We start from the raw sequence: 16,947 nt of genomic DNA, 5'->3' as shown, positions 1-16,947 counted from the left end.
GCGGACTGTACCGGAGGAGGTGGACGTGCTCGGGGCCGGCTTCGGCCCGGCCGGCATCGCCCTCGCCTGCGCCGTCGAGGACCTGGCCGAGGCGAGCGGTGGACCGCCGCTCGGGCGGGTGCGCTTCCTCGAGCGGGCGCCCGAGGTCGCCTGGCACCCCGGGATGCTGCTGCGGGAGACCGACATCCAGCACCACTTCCTCCGCGACCTCGCCACGCCGAGGAACCCGCGGAGCCGGTTCACGTTCGTCAACTACCTCCACGAGCACGGGCGCCTCTACGAGTTCGGCGAGCTGCTGCTCGGCGCGGCCGGCGGTGCCGTCAGCCGGCTGGAGTGGTCGGACTACCTGCGCTGGGCCGCCGGCCAGCTCGCCGGGTACGTCCGCTATGGCACCGAGGTGGTCGCCGTCCGGCCGCTCGGCCGGGACCGGCTGGCCGTCGAGACGAGCGACGGGACGGTGGCGGCGAGGGCGCTGGTGCTGTCCTCGGGCCGGGCGCCCCACGTCCCACCCGAGCTCGCCGCCCTCGCCGGGCCGACGGCGTTCCACTCCTCCGCGTTCCTGACCGCCGTCGACGGGCTCGACCGCGACGCCGCCCTGCGCTTCGCCGTCGTCGGCTCGGGCGAGAGCGCGGTCGAGGTCCTCGCCCACCTGCACGCGACCTTCCCGCGCGCCCGGCTGGTCTCGGTCCACCGGACGCTCGGGTTCCGCCACGTCGACCTGTGCCAGTTCAGCAACGAGGTCTTCCACCCGGGCTTCGTCGACCGGTTCCACGCCCTCGGCCCCGCCGCCCGCCGGGCCGTGCTCGCCGAGGCCCGGCCGACGAACTTCGGCGTGGTCGACGCCCAGGCCGCCGACGTGCTCTACCGCAGGCTGTACGAGGACCTGGTGGCCGGCGTCCGCCGGGTCGACGTGCTGACCAGCCGGCGCGTCGTCGGTGCGTCGACGGTGGCCGGCACCCACCGCCTCGTGCTCGAGCACCTCCACACCGGCGAGCGCGAGGAGGTGGCGGCCGACGTCGTCGTCCTCTGCACCGGCTACCGCGAGGACGTGTTCCCGGCCGCGCTGGCGCCGCTCGCCGACCTGGTGGCGACCGACGAGGACGGCGGGCCGGTCGTCGGCCGGGACTACCGGGTGGCGACGACGGGCGGCCTCGACGCGCCGGTGTACCTGTGCGGCACGTCCGAGCGGACGCACGGGCCGAGCGACGGGGCGTCGTTCAGCATGGTCGCCCTCCGGGCCGGCACCGTCGTCGAGTCGCTGCTCACCCGGCTCGGCCGTCGTAGCCCAGCACCTCGTGGAGGAAGCGCCGCCCGTCCGGCGAGCTGACGCCGAGCATCCGCTCCGCGGCCCGCTCCCGGTCGGCCTCGACCTTCTCCTGGGAGAACTTGAACCGGCCCTCGATCGAGCGCAGCGGGATCTCCACGCCGACGATGTGGGGCAGCAGCGGCGGCACCCGCCGGTCGTCGTCGGCCAGCGCCCAGCCGCCGGGCCGGGGCTCGACGTGGTCGATCAGGCGCACGAGGAACGACCGCACCCGCTCGGGGTCCTCCACCAGGCGGGCCGTCCCCCGCGCCTCGACGAACACGTAGTTCCACGTCGGCAGCTGCCGGGTCACGTAGGTCGTGGGCGAGATGTAGGTGTCGGGCCCGCGGAAGAGGGCGAGGACGTCGGCGCCGTCGAGCAGGCCCACGTGCGGGTTCTCGCGGTCGAGGTGGCCGATGAGCGTGCCGGCCCCGCCGGTGCGCTCGACGAGGAGCGGGATGTGGGTGGCGACGAGGCCGTCCGGGCCGGTGGACACCACGGCGGCCAGCGGGAAGGCGTCGATGGCCCGGTGGGCGAGCTCGGGGTCGGTCACGTGGTAAGCGGGGGGCGGGTACACGTCAGGCCTCCCAGAGGCGCACGGCGTCGCGGTACCAGCGGTTCGAGGCGGCCACGTCGGCCGCCCGGTCGAAGGCCTGCACCCGCCCGTCGCCGAGGACCATGATCCGGTCGCAGTTCGTGAGCGCGGTCAGGCGGTGGGCGACGACGAACACGGTCATCGTGCCCTGGAGCGCGAGGAGGGTGTCCCGCACGAGCGCCTCCGAGTGGGGGTCGAGCGCGCTGGTCGGCTCGTCGAGCACGAGCACGTCAGGGCGCAGGAGCAGGGCGCGGGCCAGGCAGATGCGCTGGCGCTGGCCGCCGGAGAGCTCGCCGCCCCGCGGCCCGGCCGGCGTCCGGTAGCCGTCGGGCCAGGCGACGATCTCGTCGTGCACGTGGGCCAGGCGGGCCGCGGCCTCGACCGCGTCGTCGCCCACGCCGTCGCGGAAGAAGCGGATGTTGTCGGCGACGGTCCCGCCGAACAGGCGGGGCGCCTGCGGGAGGTAGGCGACCCGGCGGCACCAGTCGTCGGGCGAGAACGACCAGGCGTCGGCCCCGTTCACCAGGACGGCGCCCTCGCTCGCCGGCCGGAGCCGCACGAGCAGCTGGACGAGGGTCGACTTGCCGGCGCCCGACGGCCCGACGATCCCGACCGTCTCGCCCGCCGCCACCGTGAACGACACGTCGTCGAGCACCGGCGGCCCGGGCCGGTACCGGAACGACACGTGGTCGAGGGCGACCGAACGGACGGGGCCGAGCGGCGCGCCCCGGCGGGGCACGGCGGCCAGCCGGTAGCGGGCCTGCTCGTCGCCCAGCCGCTCGGCGAAGGGCACCACCTCGAGGACCTGCTGGTAGGCCGACTGGAGGCCCTGGCTGTAGGTGAGCGTCCGCACCAGGAGGAGGACGACGGCGCCGAGGGAGGCGGCCTCGGCCCCGCCCGCGAGGTGGGCGGCGAGCAGGCCGGCCAGCACCAGCCCGACGGCGAGGGACTGGTTGAGCGACGGCAACAGCCGGCCGAGGGCCTGGGTGCGGAGCACGCGGGCCACGACGGCGTCGACCAGCCGGTCGACCCGCCGGCGCAGCGCCGGGCCGGCCGCGAACGCGTGGGTCTCCTCGGCCATGGCCACGCTCTCGGCCACCGCCTCCACGTACTCGAGGTTGGCGGCGTTGGCCGCCGCGCTCTGCGCCTTGGCCGCGAGCACGAGCGGGCGCAGCGCCACGAACAGCAGGGCCGTGCCGGCCATGGCGACGAGCGAGGCGATCGGGTCGACCACGAACGCGGTCAGCAGCAGGGCGACGAGGTTGAGGAGGGCGACCAGGCCGGCGGCGAGGCTGACGAGGGAGAGCGCCACCCGCGTGGTGTGGGTGGTCATCAGGTCCTGGAGGTGGCCGTCCCGCTCGGCCGCCTGGGTCGACCACGACGCCTCGACGAAGCAGGCGAACGTGCGCTTGCGCATGCGGCCGAGGGCGGTCGCGGCGAGGTCGGCCATCAGCCAGGCCGACGCGGCCGACAGCAGCAGGCGGGCGACGGCGAGGCCGGCGGCCAGCCCGAACAGGGCCGGGGTGGACCGGTCGAGGTCGAGCGGCCCGAGCGCCGTGGAGGAGCGGTCGCCGCCCACGACGGCGACGGCGATGCGGACGACGAGCACGAGCACGGCGGCGTCGGCCACGCCGGCCAGCGCGGCGGTGGCGCCGAGCAGCGCGACGCGCCGGCGCGGCACGTCCACCACCCGCCGGAGGGTCCGCCAGGCGCGGGCTGGTTCGGCTCGGCCCACTGGCTCGGGGAGCGTAGCCACCGCCCGGTGGTACCGTCCGCCCGCGTCATCGCCGCGGGGAGGGAGGGCGGATGGCGACACGGGTCGCGCCGGGCTGCAACCTGACGAACGGGCAGCTCGTCCTCTGGGCCGGCCAGCAGCTCGCCGGCGACGTCGCCTGCTACGACAACGCGACCACGTTCGTGGTCGAGCGCCGCCTCGACCCCGACCGCTTCGCCGCCGCCTTCCAGTCGGTGGTGGACCGCAGCGACGCGCTGCGCACGGTCGTCGAGACCGTCGACGGCGTGCCCGTCCAGCGGGTGCTGCCCGAGCTCGCCCACCGCACGCCGGTCGTGCGCCTCGACGCGGAGGACCTGCCGGCGTGGGCGGCCGACCGGGCCGGGCGCCCGTCGCGCCTCGACGAGCGGCTGTTCGACTCGGTGCTGGTCGACCTGGGCCCCGACCGGACGGCGTGGTACCTGAACCTGCACCACCTCCTCCACGACGGCTGGTCGTGCCTGCTCGTGTACCGGGAGACGGCCGAGGCGTACGCCCGCGGCCCCGCCGGACGTCCGCCGCTGCCGTCCTTCGCCGACCACGTCGCCAGGGAGGCGGCCGCCCGCGACACGGAGGCGTGGCGGCGGGCCGACGCCCACTGGCGGGCCGTGCTCGAGCGCGAGCACGAGCCGCTCGAGCCCTACGGCGTGAGCCGGGCCCGGCGCACGACCGGGGAGCGGTGGGTGACGCTCGACCTCGGGCCCGAGCGGACCCGCCGGCTGCGCGACCTCGCCGCCACCGACGGCTTCCGGTCGCTCAGCGCCGACCTCTCGGTGCTCGGCATGTGGTGCGCCATCCTCGCCGCCTACCTGTACCGGGTGAGCGGCACCCGGGAGCTGTCGATCGGGCTCCCGTTCCACAACCGGGACCGGGCCACGAGGGCGACGATCGGCCTCGTCCAGCAGGTGTACCCGCTGCGCCTCGAGGTGGGCGACGGCGAGACCATGGCCTCGCTCACGGCCGAGGCCCTCCGGGGCCTGTGGGAGGTGATCGCCAACTCGCCGCCCGGCACCGGCAACGCCGGCGACCCGGCCGTCACCGACGTGATGCTCAACTACCTGCCGATCTCGTTCCCGCCCTTCGACGGCGCGCCGACGACGACCCGGTTCGTCCCCCGGTCGGCCAACGACGGGCGGCACACGTTCGGCGTGCAGGTCCACGACCTCGACGGGTCGGGGTCGGCCGCGGTCGACCTGACGTTCAACGCCGGGGTGTTCGACGAGCGCCTGCGGGCGGCCGCCGCCGGCCACTTCCTGAACGTGGTCGACGCGTTCGTGGCCGACCCCGGCGTGGCCGTCGACGACGTCGACCTCCTGACCGAGGCCGAGCGCCACCACGTGCTGGTCGAGCTGAACGACACGGCGAGGGACTGGTCGGCCGACCGCACCGTCGACCGCCTCGTGGCCGAGCAGGCGGCGCGCACGCCCGACGCCGTCGCCGCCGTGCACGGGGCCGCCTCGCTCACGTACGCCCAGCTGGACGAGCGGGCCAACCGGCTGGCCCACCACCTCCGCTCGCTCGGGGTCGGACCCGGCGTCATCGTGGCCGTCTACGCCGAGCGCTCCCTCGACCTCGTCGCCGCCGTGCTCGCCATCTTCAAGGCCGGCGGCGCCTACCTCCCGCTCGACACGACCTACCCCGGCGAGCGCCTGGCCTTCATCCTCGACGACGCCAGGGCGGCCGTCCTCGTGACCCAGACGGACATGTGCCACCTCGACGCCGCCACCGCCGACGCGGTCGTCCACCTCGACGCCATGGACGACGTCCTCGCCGCCCAGCCGGCCACCCCGCCGCCCAACCCGGCCGGCCCCGACGACCTCGCCTACGTCATCTACACGTCGGGCTCGACGGGCCGGCCGAAGGGCGCGGCCGTGCCCCAGCGGGCGCTCGTCAACGTGGTCCTCTGGCAGGTACGGGAGGCGAGCACGCTCGAGCGCCCCCGCACGCTCCAGTTCTCGCCGCTCAGCTTCGACGTCTCGATGCAGGAGCTGTTCGCCACGTGGGCCGCCGGCGGGACGCTCGTGCTCCCCGAGGGCGACGTGCGCCGCGACCCCGAGGCGCTCCTGCGCCTGCTGGTCGACCAGCGGGTCGAGCAGCTCTACGCCATCTTCACGCCGCTCCAGCAGCTGGCCGACGCCGTCGACCGCCTCGACCTCGCCCCCTCGCACCTGCGCGAGGTGTTCACGGCCGGCGAGGCGGTGACGATCACGCCGACCGTGCAGCGCTTCTTCGAGCGGCTGCCCGGATGCCGGTTCCAGAACCAGTACGGGTCGTCCGAGGACCTCATCATCACCTCGTACACGCTCGAGGGGCCGCCGGCCACGTGGCCCCGCCGGCCGCCGATCGGCCGGCCCATCGCCAACGCCGCCGTCTACCTGGTCGACACCAGGCTGCGGCCCGTGCCCGTCGGCGTGCCCGGCGAGATCTGCATCGGCGGCGCCCAGGTGGCGCTCGGCTACCTGCACCGGCCGGAGCTGACGGCCGAGCGGTTCGTGCCCTGCCCGTTCGCGCCCGAGCCGGGCGCCCGCATGTTCCGCCAGGGCGACCTGGCCCGCCACCTGCCGGGCGGCGACCTCCAGTTCCTCGGGCGCAACGACCACCAGGTCAAGCTCCGGGGCTACCGCATCGAGCCGGGCGAGGTGGAGGCGGCGCTGCGGGAGCACCCGCTCGTCGCCGACGCCGTCGTCGTCGCCCGGGAGGACGAGCCCGGCAAGAAGCGCCTCGTCGCCTACCTCGTTCCCGGGCCGGGCTGGGCGCCGTCCCACCTGCCCGAGCTGCGGGACCGGCTCGCCGGCCGGCTGGCGCCGTACATGGTCCCCGCCGCGTTCGTCGTCCTCGACGCGCTGCCGACCACGCCGAGCGGCAAGCTCGACCGCACCGCCCTCCCCGCCCCCGACCCGGGTCGGCCCGAGCTGGGCGACGAGTACGTGGCGCCGACGGGCGAGCTCGAGGAGGCGCTCGCCGGCCTGTGGGCCGAGGCCCTCGGCGTCGACCGGGTCGGCGTGCACGACGACTTCTTCCGGCTGGGCGGCGACTCGCTGCTCGCCGTGCGGGTCATGCACCGCACCGAGGACCTCGTCGGCCGGCGGCTCCCGCTCGTCACGCTGTTCGAGGCGCCCACGGTCGCCCGGCTGGCCCCGCTGCTCCGCGACGCGACCGCCGGCGGGGAGCGGGCGTCGCTGGTCCCGATCAGGACGCAGGGGACCAAGGCGCCGCTGCACCTCGTCGCCGGCCTGAACGTGCGCCACCTGGTCGACCGCCTCGACCCCGACCGGCCCCTCTACGCCCTCCAGCCCCGCGGCCTCGCCGGCTACGAGCCGGACACCCGGATCGAGGACATGGCCGCCCACTACGTGGACGAGGTGCGGGCGGTGCAGCCCCGCGGCCCGTACCTGGTGGCCGGCGTGTGCCTGGGCGGCCAGATCGCCTTCGAGATGGCCCGCCAGCTGGTCGCCGCCGGCGAGGAGGTGGCGGCCACCGTCGTCGTCGAGAGCTTCGCCCCCGGCGTGCTCGGCTTCCTGCCCCCGACCAGGCGGGGCCGGCTGCGCCGCCGGGTGAAGCGGCTGACCACCGAGCTCGAGACCGTGCCGGGGGCGTCGGCCCTCGTCGCCGCGTGGACGCGGGCCCGCTACGGCCGCCAGCGCCGCTCGGGCCCCGGCCGCGACGGCGTGGCGCTGAGCACGATCAAGCGGGTGCAGCGGTCGAACCTGCGGGCCGCGCTGGCCTACGCGCCGCCGCCCTACCCGGGCCGGCTGACCCTCCTGCGGGGCGACCGGTCCGACGGCGACGACCCCACCCTCGGCTGGGGCCGCTTCGCCACGGGCGGGGTGGCCACCGAGCGGATCACCGGGTTCCACGGCACCGTCCTCCAGCCGCCCCACGTCGACACCCTCGCCGAGCGCCTCGCCGAGGTCCTCGACCGCACGGGCCGGTGACGCGCCGCCGCAGCGCCGCCATGCCGGGCGCCCGGCGACGCGACCGCCCCGGTCCCACCGGCCCGCCCGTGCGGCGGCGGCGCGCGGCGGTGCCCGTGCTGGCGCTGGTGCTGGCCGCCCACCTCGCGGCCGCGCCCCCGGCCGGCGCCGGGGCGCCCCTCCGCCCGCTCGGCACCGTCACCCTGGGCCGCCCGGTGACCGGGGCGGGGTGCCCGGCCGACCACACCTGCCGGAACGTCACCGTCACCTGCCCCGGCGTGCAGCGCCCGCTCGGCGCCACGATCGCCGTCGCCCAGCCGGCTGGCACGTCGCCGAGCGGGGCGAGGACGCCGGCAGCCACGCCATGGCCTGCCGCCCGGCCACCGTGATCGCCTGGGCCCACGAGACCGTGGTCGCCCCGCTCGGGCTGACGCCGTCGCCCGGGGCGTGCGGCTACTGCGTCACCGGCGTGTCGGCCAGCGCCAACGCCGTGGTCCACGCCCTGTCCCACTACGGCCTCGACGCCGTCGTCGACGCCGCGATCCCGACGGGCGGGCCGTCCGCCACCGACGTCGCCGCCGGCTGCCTCGACCGCGGCGACCTCGCCTACCTCGACGGCAACCGCCGCAACATCGACGCCGCTCGCGGCTTCCAGCACTTCGCCGGCCCGTGCACGCTGGAGGACCCGGCCTACGAGGCCAGGTGGGGCGAGGAGAGCGTCGGGGCGGCGGGCGCCGACCTCCTCCACGAGTCGACCAGGGTCACCGTGCTCCTCGGCGAGCACGAGGCGGTCCCGGTCGTCAACCAGGCCAGGGCCTACGAGGCCCTGCTGCGGGCGGCGGGGACACCGATGGTCGACGAGGCGGTGGCCCCGGGCATCGGCCACGACGTGTGCGCCAACGCCCAGGGCACCGCCCTGCTCAGGGCCGCCTTCCTCGCCGTCCCCGCCGCGCCCGGGGGCTAGCGGAAGCGGGCGGCCACCGTCTGCTCGGCGAGCACCTCCCCCGCCGACACCAGCCGGGTGACGATGGTGCGGGCGCCGGTCCCGTACGTGGCCGTGTCGAACGAGTACGACCACGTGGACAGGCCGGTGGCGTCCCGCCAGGCGGCGGCGTCGGGCGTGGCGTTGCGCTCCACCACCTGCCACTCGACCCTGGTGGACGGCCGGACCGTGAAGGCGGCCGACCGCACGGCCGACGCCGTCCGGTCCACCATCGCCCTGACGTAGACCCGGTGCGCCCCGGGCGCCGGGCGGCCGAGCGGCGCCGACCAGGTCCCGTCGTCCAGGGTGGCCTCGACCGGCCGGCGGAACGTGGCGTCGTCGAGGGACACCTGCACCCGGCGGGTGGACGGGTGGTCGCCGGCGCCGGTCGGGTCGGTGCCCTGGTCCGGGAAGCTGTACGAGCCGCCGGCCACCACCGTGGTGCCCTGCTCGACGGCCTCGCCGGCCGCCGGCGACGTCACCGTGGCGCCGAAGGCGAACCCGGTGGCCGGCACGGCCGCGGGCACGATCGTGACCCGGGAGGCGTGGTCGCCCTCGTGGCCGAAGGCCCACGACCGGGTGCCGAACAGGGCCACCTGGAACGTCACCTGCTCGCCGGCGAAGGCCGGGCGGGTGGTGCGCAGGCCGATCGTGTAGTGGGTCCAGCACGCCTCGCCGAGGGCGGCGCACGCCGCCCCGCCGGGGCCGGAGCCGACCACCGGCTGGAACGTGCCCGGCGCCTCGGCGATCTCGCGGTCGGTGGCCACCAGCACGGCCGTCGGCCGCACGGCGGCGGGCGTCTCGCCGGCGAGGTACACGTCGGCGGTGACGAGCGAGCCGGCCGGCAGCGGGGCGTCGAGCACGTCGGACGAGGCGAAGATGCCGACCGGCCGGTAGGCGGCGGCCACCGTCGTCACCCGGTTCTCGAAGCACGGCTCGAGGTCGCCGGACGTGTCCTCGCGGTCCATGTACTGCTCGTTCTTCTCGGCGTCGCACCCGGCGACGGGCTCGTCGGGCTCGGCCGCCACCCGCCGGTGCAGGTGGTACATGACCGGTTCGCCGGTGGCGGCCGTGGTCGCCCCGCCGGTGGCGGCCTCGTTGGCCGCCGCCTGCCGCAGGGTGGCGACCTCGCCGAGGGCGGCCAGCGCGCCGTCCACGCTCGCCAGCTGGGCGGCGGTCAGGCCGAGCGCGGCCACCGCCGCGGAGGCCGCCGGGTCGCCGGCCGGGTCCTCGTCGCCGTCGCCGTCCCGGTCGTAGGCGCCGTACAGCGAGTCGCGGACGGCCGCGTCCATGGCGAAGAACTCGTCCTCGGCGGAGCGGTCGGGCAGCAGGCTGCGGCCGAGCAGCACGTCGACGGCGCGCGCCGCGCCCTCGGGGGTGGCGGCGCCGTACCCCTCGAACAGCACGTTGGTCGACGGGTCGTAGGGCGCGGTCAGCGGGTACGGGTAGGGGGACGTCTCGCCGACCAACGGGAACGCCGTCTTCAGCACGGCCTCGCGGAGCTCGGCCCTGGTCAGGAGGCCGTCGGCGAGGAACGTGCTGCCGTCCACCGGCAGGCCCTCGGCCACGACCTGGCCCTGCGTGCGCCCGTCGGCCAGCGCCACCGGGGCCTTCTGGCCGGCCTCGCCGTCGCCGATGGCGTCGCGGACCCGGGTGAGGACGGTGCCGAAGATGCCGGCCGTGTACGGCGTGGCCGCCGACGTGCCGCCGAACGCGCACTGCCCGACGGTGCCGGTCCGGCACGCCGACGGCAGGTTGCCGTCGCCCCAGGCGGAGATGTGCACGGGGATGCCGTCGCCGACGACGGCCCGCTGGTTGTCCCGGCGCAGGGCGCCGACCGTGATCGTCCAGTCGTTGCCGGTCTGGTCCGAGCCGTAGGTGGAGATGGGGACGTCGAAGGCGTTGCCGACGCCGTTGCCGGCGGCGAACAGCACCGTCTGGCCCCGCTCGACGGCGGCCTTGGTGGCCGTGTTGGGCCCGAGGGCCGGGCCGAGCGGCGCGCCGCCGACGTAGCCGAAGCTGTGGGAGGTCACGTCCACCCACGGCATGCCGGTGGCGACGGTCTCGTCGAGGCTCTCGACGACCATGAGGAGGCAGGTCGGGCAGTAGCCGTAGCGGTTGCCGGTCGACACCGACGCCGAGCCGCTGCCGTGCCCGTTGTCGTCGAGGATCGGGTGGCTGTCGGGGTTGCCGTCGACGGTCGACTCCTGGAGGCCGGCCGCGTCGCCGGCGTCCCAGGCGCCCACGATCTTCGTGCCGGGGATCCAGTAGAGCCGGCCCTCCTGGATGCGCTCGGGGGTCCACAGGTCGGCGTCCTCGGCCGGGAAGTAGCCCTGGCCGAGCGTGACGTCGAGGGCCTCGGCGTCGGCCGGGTAGCCGGGGAGGTACTCCGACGGGTGGCGGGTGAAGTTCTCGGTGAGGGCCAGCACGTCGGGGTCGGGGTAGGTCGTGGCCGAGAACTCGAGGTGGTACGGGTTGATGCCGGTGTCGGCGATCCCGATCACCGTCAGCGGGGTGGTCTCGGCGGCCAGGCGGGCGGGGTCGGCCACGAGCAGCGACGTCGTCTCCCGGCGCTCGAGGCCGTCGGCCCCGGTCGCCTTCAGGGTGACGAGGTGGCGGCCGTCGGGCAGGGCGGCCCTGGCCGAGGTGCCGGCCGTCTCGAACCGGCCGTCGCCGTCGAGGTCCCAGGCGACGGCCACGGGCGCCGTGCCGCCGGTGACCGTGCCGGCCAGCGTCTGGGCCGTGCCGGTGCGGTAGCGGTACGGGCCGCCGGCGTCGACCACCGGCCGGGGGTCGGGGCCGGTCGAGGCGGCCGTGACGACCATGTGGACGGTGTCGGCCACGGTGGCGAACTTCTCGACCCGGGCGATCCAGCTCCCGGCCTCGGGGTCGGACAGGGTGGTCGCCTCGGTGGTGACCCCGGCCGGGTCGCCGACGGGCGCCCGCTCGGCCCCGTGCGGGTCGACCAGGACGAGGTCGTAGTCGTTGACCGGGACCGTCCACGTGGCGGCCACGTCGATGCGGTCGGTGCCGGGGGCGACCGTGAACGGGAAGTCGACGGTGCCGGGCTGGCCGTTGCCGAGGACGCCGGGGGTGGTGTCGGCCCGGCTCTCGTCGACGAGGGTCGACGTCGACGCCGTCGCCACCACGACCTTCACGGTGTCGGTGCTGACGGCGCCGTCGGCGTCGGTGACCGTGAACGACAGGGTGTGGGTGCCGGGGGCGACGCCGGCCGTGTCGAGCAGGGCGGTGGCCGAGTCGGCGCCCTCGGCGATGGCGCCGACCGGGGTCGACCAGGCGAAGGAGTACGGCGCCGTCCCCGAAGGCCATGCCGGCGAGCGTGGCCCGGTCGCCGGCGGCGACGAAGGGGCTGTCGCCGGCGTCGGCGATCAGCGGGGTGGTGGCCGGCGTGGGGGCGGGCCCGTCGGTGACCGACGCCGTGCCCCGCACGGTGACGGGCCCGGACAGCGGGTTGGTCACCCGGCCCCGGCGGACGGCCTGGCCGCCCACCGAGTTGACGGACAGGGCCCCCGTGGCGGCGTCGGCCACGGGGACGAGCAGCAGGGTCACGGCCGTCGCGGCGACGGCCACCGGCAGCAGGCGTCGGTGTCGCACGTTCCCTCCCGGGGCTCGCGGTGCGCCTCCTTTCGCCACCGCCCGGCCGGGTTCCTGCCCGGCGGTACGGTTCCGGGCCGTGCCCGTGACCGAGGTGAGCGCCGTGCTCCCGGCCTACGACGAGGAGGGGAACCTGGCCCGCACGGTCGGCGAGGTCACGGCGGCGCTGGCCGGGCTGGGGCTCGACCGCTTCGAGGTGGTCGTGGTCGACGACGGCAGCGCCGACGCCACCCCGGCCATCGCCGACGGGCTGGCCGCCGCCGACCCCCGCGTCCGGGTCGTCCACCACGCCCGCAACCGGGGCTACGGGGCGGCCGTGCGCAGCGGGTTCGGCGCGGCCCGCTGCGACTGGGTGTTCCTCACCGACGGGGACGGCCAGTTCGACCCGACCGAGCTGCGCCTGCTGCTGCCGCTGACCGAACGGGCCGAGGCCGTCGTCGGCTACCGCAGGGAGCGGGCCGACCACCTCGGCCGGCGGGTGAACGCGTGGCTGTGGTCCCAGGTCGTGCGGCTCGTGCTCGGCGTGCGCATCCGCGACGTCGACTGTGCCTTCAAGCTCCTGCGCCGCGACCGGCTGGTCGACGTCGGCCCGCTCGAGGCGGACGGCGCCGTCATCTCCGCCGAGCTGCTGCTGAAGCTCCAGCGGGCCGGCGCCCGGATCGAGCAGGTGCCGGTCAGCCACCGGCCCCGGCAGGCGGGGACGGCCAGCGGCGCCGACCCCCGCGTCATCGCCCGGGCCTTCCGCGAGCTGGTCCGGCTGCGGCGGTCCGTGGGCCAGCCGTCCGCCGCGCTCGCGCCCGACTGACGCGTGGACCTGGCCCGCCGGCACTGGCCCCTGCTGCTCGTCGCCGCCGCGCTCGTGGCGTCCACGTTCGTGGTGCCGACCCTCGCGCCGGTGGCCGTGAGCGACGACTTCATCTACGCCCGCTCGGTGGCGACGCTCGTGCACGACGGCGAGCTGCGCATCCTCCCGGCCGCGGCCACGGCCGTGTTCCCGGTGCTGTGGGGCGGGCTGTTCGGCGCCGTGTTCGGCGTGTCGTTCGGGGTGCTGCGGGTGTCGACGTTCGTGATCTGGCTGCTCGGCGGCCTGGCCGCCTACGGGCTGTGCCGTGAGCTCGGGGTGGACCGGGCGAGGAGCACGCTCGGCGCGGCCCTCGTCTGGTGGCACCCGCTCGGCTACGTCCTCGCCTTCACGTTCATGACCGACGGGTTCTTCACCGCCCTGCTGGCGATGGCCGCCTACGGCTACGTGCGGGGCTTCGCCAGGGAGGGGGCGGGCCGGTGGGTCGTCGCCGGGTCGGCCGCCGCCGGCCTCGCCTTCCTCGTCCGCCAGCACGGGCTGCTGATCCCGCTCGCCGTGCTCACGTGGCTGGCCGTGGCCCGCCGCCTGACCGTCCGGGAGGCCGTGCGGGTCTCGCTCGTGCCCGTGCTGACGGCCCTCGCCTACACCGCGGCGACGGTCACCGGCCTGGTCGACCAGGCGTCCAACTCGGGCGACTTCCTCGCCGCCGCCGGCGACGCCGGGGTGCGGGGGACGCTCTCGCTCGTCCGCCAGGTCGCCTTCGTCGAGCTCGAGTGGGTCGGGTTCTTCGCCCTGCCCCTCGTCGTCGGCGCGGCCGTCGCCCTCCCCCGGGTGGTGCGCAGGATGCCCCGGCTCGGGTGGGCGCTCGTCGCCGGATGGGTGGTCGTGCTCGCCTACGGGTTCGTCGGCTTCCGCACCCGCCACCTCGGCTTCCCCTACGTCCCCCAGTTCGTGGACCGGGCCGGCCTCGGGCCGTCGGGCGACCTGCGGGGCGGCCGGGCCCCGCTGCTGTCGTACTCGACGACGGCCGCCGTCGGCTGGGTGGTCGCCGCCCTCTCGGTGGCCGCGGCGGTGCTGCTGGCCAGGGCCCTCGTGCGCGCCCCGGCGTGGCGGGGGCCGGCCGGCCTGGTCGCCGTGCTGGCGACCTGGCAGGCCGCCGGCGTCGTCCCGTCGTCGTTCCCGGTGCGGGCCACCGTCGTCAGCTACGACCGCTACCTGCTGCCGCTGCTGCCCCTGCTCGTCGCCCTCGTGCTGTGGGCGGTGCGGGACCTGCGCCTGCGGCTGGCCCCGGCGTGGGTGGCGACCGCCGCGCTGGCCGCCGTGTCGGTGGCCGGCACCCACGACTACCTCGCCTTCCAGTCGGCCACCTGGCGGGCCGGGCGCGACGCGTTCGCGGCCGGGGTCGGCCCGCTCGAGCTCGACGCCGGCGCGGCGTGGGACGGCTACCACGTGTTCCGCCGGCCCGTCGCCCCCGAGGACGTCCCGGTGCCGGCCGACCCGGGCCGGGCCGAGGTCGAGCCCGGGGCGCCGCCCCCGCCCCCGCCGCCGCTGATCCTGAGCGAGCACGACGTGCCCGCCTGGTGGGTCGGCTTCTACACGCCCGGCGTGGTCGCCACCCACGTGGTGGCGTCCGAGCCGCTCCTCGGCTTCGACGTGGTCGCTCGCTACCCGTTCTCGTCGTGGCTGGAGGACGAGCCGACCGCCGTCTACCTGCTCCGCCGGGGGGACGTGGCCGGGTAGCTGTGGTTCGATACCGCCCCGTGGGCGACGACCGCCGGGCGGTGCGGGTCTTCATCTCCTCGACCTTCCGCGACCTCCAGGAGGAGCGCGAGGAGCTGGTCAAGCGGGTCTTCCCCGAGCTGCGGCGGCGCTGCGAGGAGCGGGGGGTGGCCTGGGCCGAGGTCGACCTGCGTTGGGGGGTGACCGACGAGCAGAAGGCCGAAGGCGCCGTCCTGCCCATCTGCCTCGCGGAGATCGAGCGGAGCCGGCCGTGGTTCATCGGCCTGCTCGGCGAGCGCTACGGCTGGGTGCCCGACGAGGTCCCCGCCGAGCTCGCCGCCCAGCTGGGCTGGCTGGCCGAGGACCGGGGCCGCTCGGTGACCGAGCTGGAGATCCTCCACGGCGTCCTGAACGACCCGGCCATGGCCGGCCACGCCTACTTCTACCTGCGCGACCCGGCCTGGGTGGACCGGGCGCCGCCCGACGAGCGGCCGGCGCTGGTCGACGACGACCCGGCGGCCAGGGCCCGGCTCGCCGCGCTCAAGGACCGCATCCGCACGAGCGGGTTCCCGGTGCGCGACGGCTACCCCGACCCCGAGACCCTCGGCCGGCTCGTCCGCGAGGACCTGCTGGCCGTGATCGACCGCCTGTTCCCGCCCGAGGAGGTCCCCGACCCGCTGGAGCGGGAGGAGCGCGAGCAGGCCGCCTGGGCCGAGCGGCGCACGGCCCTGTTCCTGCCCCGCCCCGGCGCGGCGGAGGCGCTCGACGGCGGCGGCCCGGCGCTCGTCGTCACCGGCGAGCCGGGCTCGGGGAAGTCGGCCGTGCTGGCCGCCTGGGCCGCCGGGCAGCCGGCCGTCGTCGTCCACCACGTGCAGGCGACGGCCGCGAGCGCGGACTGGGCCGCCATGCTCCGCCGCCTCGTCGCCCGGCTCGACCCTTCGGCCGGCGAGGCGCCGTCCGAGGCGGACGCGCTGAAGCTGGCCTTCGCCGCCGCCCTCGCCGCCGCCGGCACGGCCCGGCCGGGGACGGTGCTCGTCGTCGACGGGGTCGACCACCTGGAGGACCGGGACGGCGCCCCCGACCTCGCCTGGCTGCCGCCGGTGGTGCCGCCGGGCGTGCGGGTGGTGCTGTCGGCCGGGCCGGGGCGGTCCCTCGACGCCGCCGCCGAGCGGGGCTTCGCCACCTGGCGGGTCCCGCCCCTCGACGAGGGCGAGCGCCGCCGCCTGGCCGCCGCCTTCCTCGCCCGCTCGGCCAAGGCGCTGTCGGCCGAGCACACCGACCGGCTGGTGGCCGCCCCGCTCACCGGCAACCCGCTGGCCCTCGTCACCATCCTCGACGAGCTGCGCCAGCACGGCGACCACTTCACGCTCGGCGCCGCCCTCGACCACCACCTGGCCGCCGGCACCGTCGACGACCTGCTCGAGCGGGTGCTGGCCCGCTGGGAGCGGGACTACGAGCGGGACCGCCCCGGCCTCGTCGGCGAGGCGCTGTCGCTGCTGTGGGCGGCCCGGCGGGGGCTGTCCGAGCCCGAGCTGCTGGACCTGCTGGCCGGTCCCGGCGCCGACGGCCCCCTCCCCCACGCCACCTGGTCGCCGCTGTCCCTCGCCGCCGAGGCCCACCTGGCCACCCGGTCGGGCCTCGTCGCCCCGGCCTCGGGCCCGTTCCGGCGGGCCGTCGCCGACCGCTACCGGCCGGCCGCCGCCCACGCCCGGCTGGCCGACTACTTCCTCGCCCGGCCGCCCACCCCGCGGACCGTCGACGAGGGCCTCTGGCAGCTCCTCCGGGCCGAGCGGTGGGACGACCTCGCCGCGGCCCTCGCCGACCCGGCCGTGCTCGACGCCGCCTACCGCCGCGACCTCGCCGACCTGCGGGCCACCTGGGCGGCGCTCGAGGCCCGGTCCGCCCACCGCATGCCGTCGACCTACGCGGCCGTGCTGGCCGATCCGGCCGCCGACCCCGGCGCCGCCTGGCAGGTCGCCCGCCTCCTCACCGACGCCGGCCACACCGCCGACGCCGTCGCCCTCCACCGGGCGCTGGTCGACCTCGCCCGGCGGGACGGCGACGACCGCCGCCTGGCCGGGGCGCTCGGCAACCTGGCCGCCGCCCTGCTCGGGGTGGACGACCTCGGCGGGGCCGAGGCCGCGCTGGCCGAGCAGGAGGCGGTGTGCCGGCGGTCGGGCGACGGGGACGGGCTGGCCGCCTGCCGGGCCAACCAGGCCGTCGCCCGGCGGGCCCGGCGGGACCTC

General features: G+C 76.9%; 10 protein-coding genes. 7 read left to right on the top strand and 3 right to left on the bottom strand.

The window, feature by feature from the left end; translation table 11 throughout:
- Positions 1-25 precede the first annotated feature (25 nt).
- Positions 26-1,327 (top strand): SidA/IucD/PvdA family monooxygenase, encoded by a 1,302-nt coding sequence (locus tag VGB14_10010; protein ID HEX9993249.1) that lies wholly within the window; start codon positions 26-28, stop codon positions 1,325-1,327.
- On the opposite strand, the gene VGB14_10005 is transcribed toward VGB14_10010, so the two are convergent.
- Together VGB14_10005 and VGB14_10000 are read right to left on the bottom strand one after the other, a co-directional pair.
- Positions 1,263-1,880: an FMN-binding negative transcriptional regulator gene (locus tag VGB14_10005; GenBank protein ID HEX9993248.1), complete on the bottom strand. Its 618-nt coding sequence runs from the start codon at positions 1,878-1,880 to the stop codon at positions 1,263-1,265. The two genes, VGB14_10010 and VGB14_10005, sit on opposite strands and share 65 nt — an antisense overlap.
- A gap of 1 nt (position 1,881) precedes the next feature.
- Positions 1,882-3,588, bottom strand: a complete 1,707-nt coding sequence (locus VGB14_10000) for an ABC transporter ATP-binding protein (GenBank protein ID HEX9993247.1) — start codon at positions 3,586-3,588, stop codon at positions 1,882-1,884.
- Between the two features lie 116 nt (positions 3,589-3,704).
- Between VGB14_10000 and VGB14_09995 the strand changes: the two genes are divergently transcribed.
- The 3 genes from VGB14_09995 to VGB14_09985 all read left to right on the top strand — a co-directional run bounded on the left by VGB14_09995 (position 3,705) and on the right by VGB14_09985 (position 8,547).
- Complete coding sequence (locus VGB14_09995) at positions 3,705-7,604, top strand: amino acid adenylation domain-containing protein (protein ID HEX9993246.1); 3,900 nt, start codon at positions 3,705-3,707, stop codon at positions 7,602-7,604.
- Positions 7,605-7,672: 68 nt separating this feature from the next.
- Positions 7,673-7,972, top strand: a complete 300-nt coding sequence (locus tag VGB14_09990; protein HEX9993245.1) for a hypothetical protein — start codon at positions 7,673-7,675, stop codon at positions 7,970-7,972.
- Complete coding sequence (locus tag VGB14_09985) at positions 7,948-8,547, top strand: hypothetical protein (GenBank protein HEX9993244.1); 600 nt, start codon at positions 7,948-7,950, stop codon at positions 8,545-8,547. Before VGB14_09990 ends, VGB14_09985 begins: the two co-directional genes overlap by 25 nt.
- On the opposite strand, the gene VGB14_09980 is transcribed toward VGB14_09985, so the two are convergent.
- Positions 8,544-11,723 (bottom strand): S8/S53 family peptidase, encoded by a 3,180-nt coding sequence (locus VGB14_09980; GenBank protein ID HEX9993243.1) that lies wholly within the window; start codon positions 11,721-11,723, stop codon positions 8,544-8,546. The genes VGB14_09985 and VGB14_09980 overlap by 4 nt on opposite strands.
- A gap of 536 nt (positions 11,724-12,259) precedes the next feature.
- On the opposite strand from VGB14_09980, the gene VGB14_09975 reads away from it, so the two are divergent.
- From VGB14_09975 to VGB14_09965, 3 genes are all read left to right on the top strand, one after another.
- Complete coding sequence (locus VGB14_09975) at positions 12,260-12,985, top strand: glycosyltransferase family 2 protein (protein ID HEX9993242.1); 726 nt, start codon at positions 12,260-12,262, stop codon at positions 12,983-12,985.
- 3 nt (positions 12,986-12,988) lie between these two features.
- Positions 12,989-14,722 (top strand): glycosyltransferase family 39 protein, encoded by a 1,734-nt coding sequence (locus VGB14_09970; GenBank protein HEX9993241.1) that lies wholly within the window; start codon positions 12,989-12,991, stop codon positions 14,720-14,722.
- Positions 14,723-14,742: 20 nt separating this feature from the next.
- Positions 14,743-16,947, top strand: a 2,205-nt coding sequence (locus VGB14_09965) for a DUF4062 domain-containing protein (protein HEX9993240.1), incomplete at its 3' end; no start/stop codon positions are given.

The sequence above is a fragment of the Acidimicrobiales bacterium genome (assembly GCA_036399815.1).
Classification (GTDB): Bacteria; Actinomycetota; Acidimicrobiia; order Acidimicrobiales; family DASWMK01; genus DASWMK01.
The sequence above is the reverse complement of the archived record's forward strand: the minus strand, read 5'-3'. Positions and strand labels throughout refer to the sequence as shown.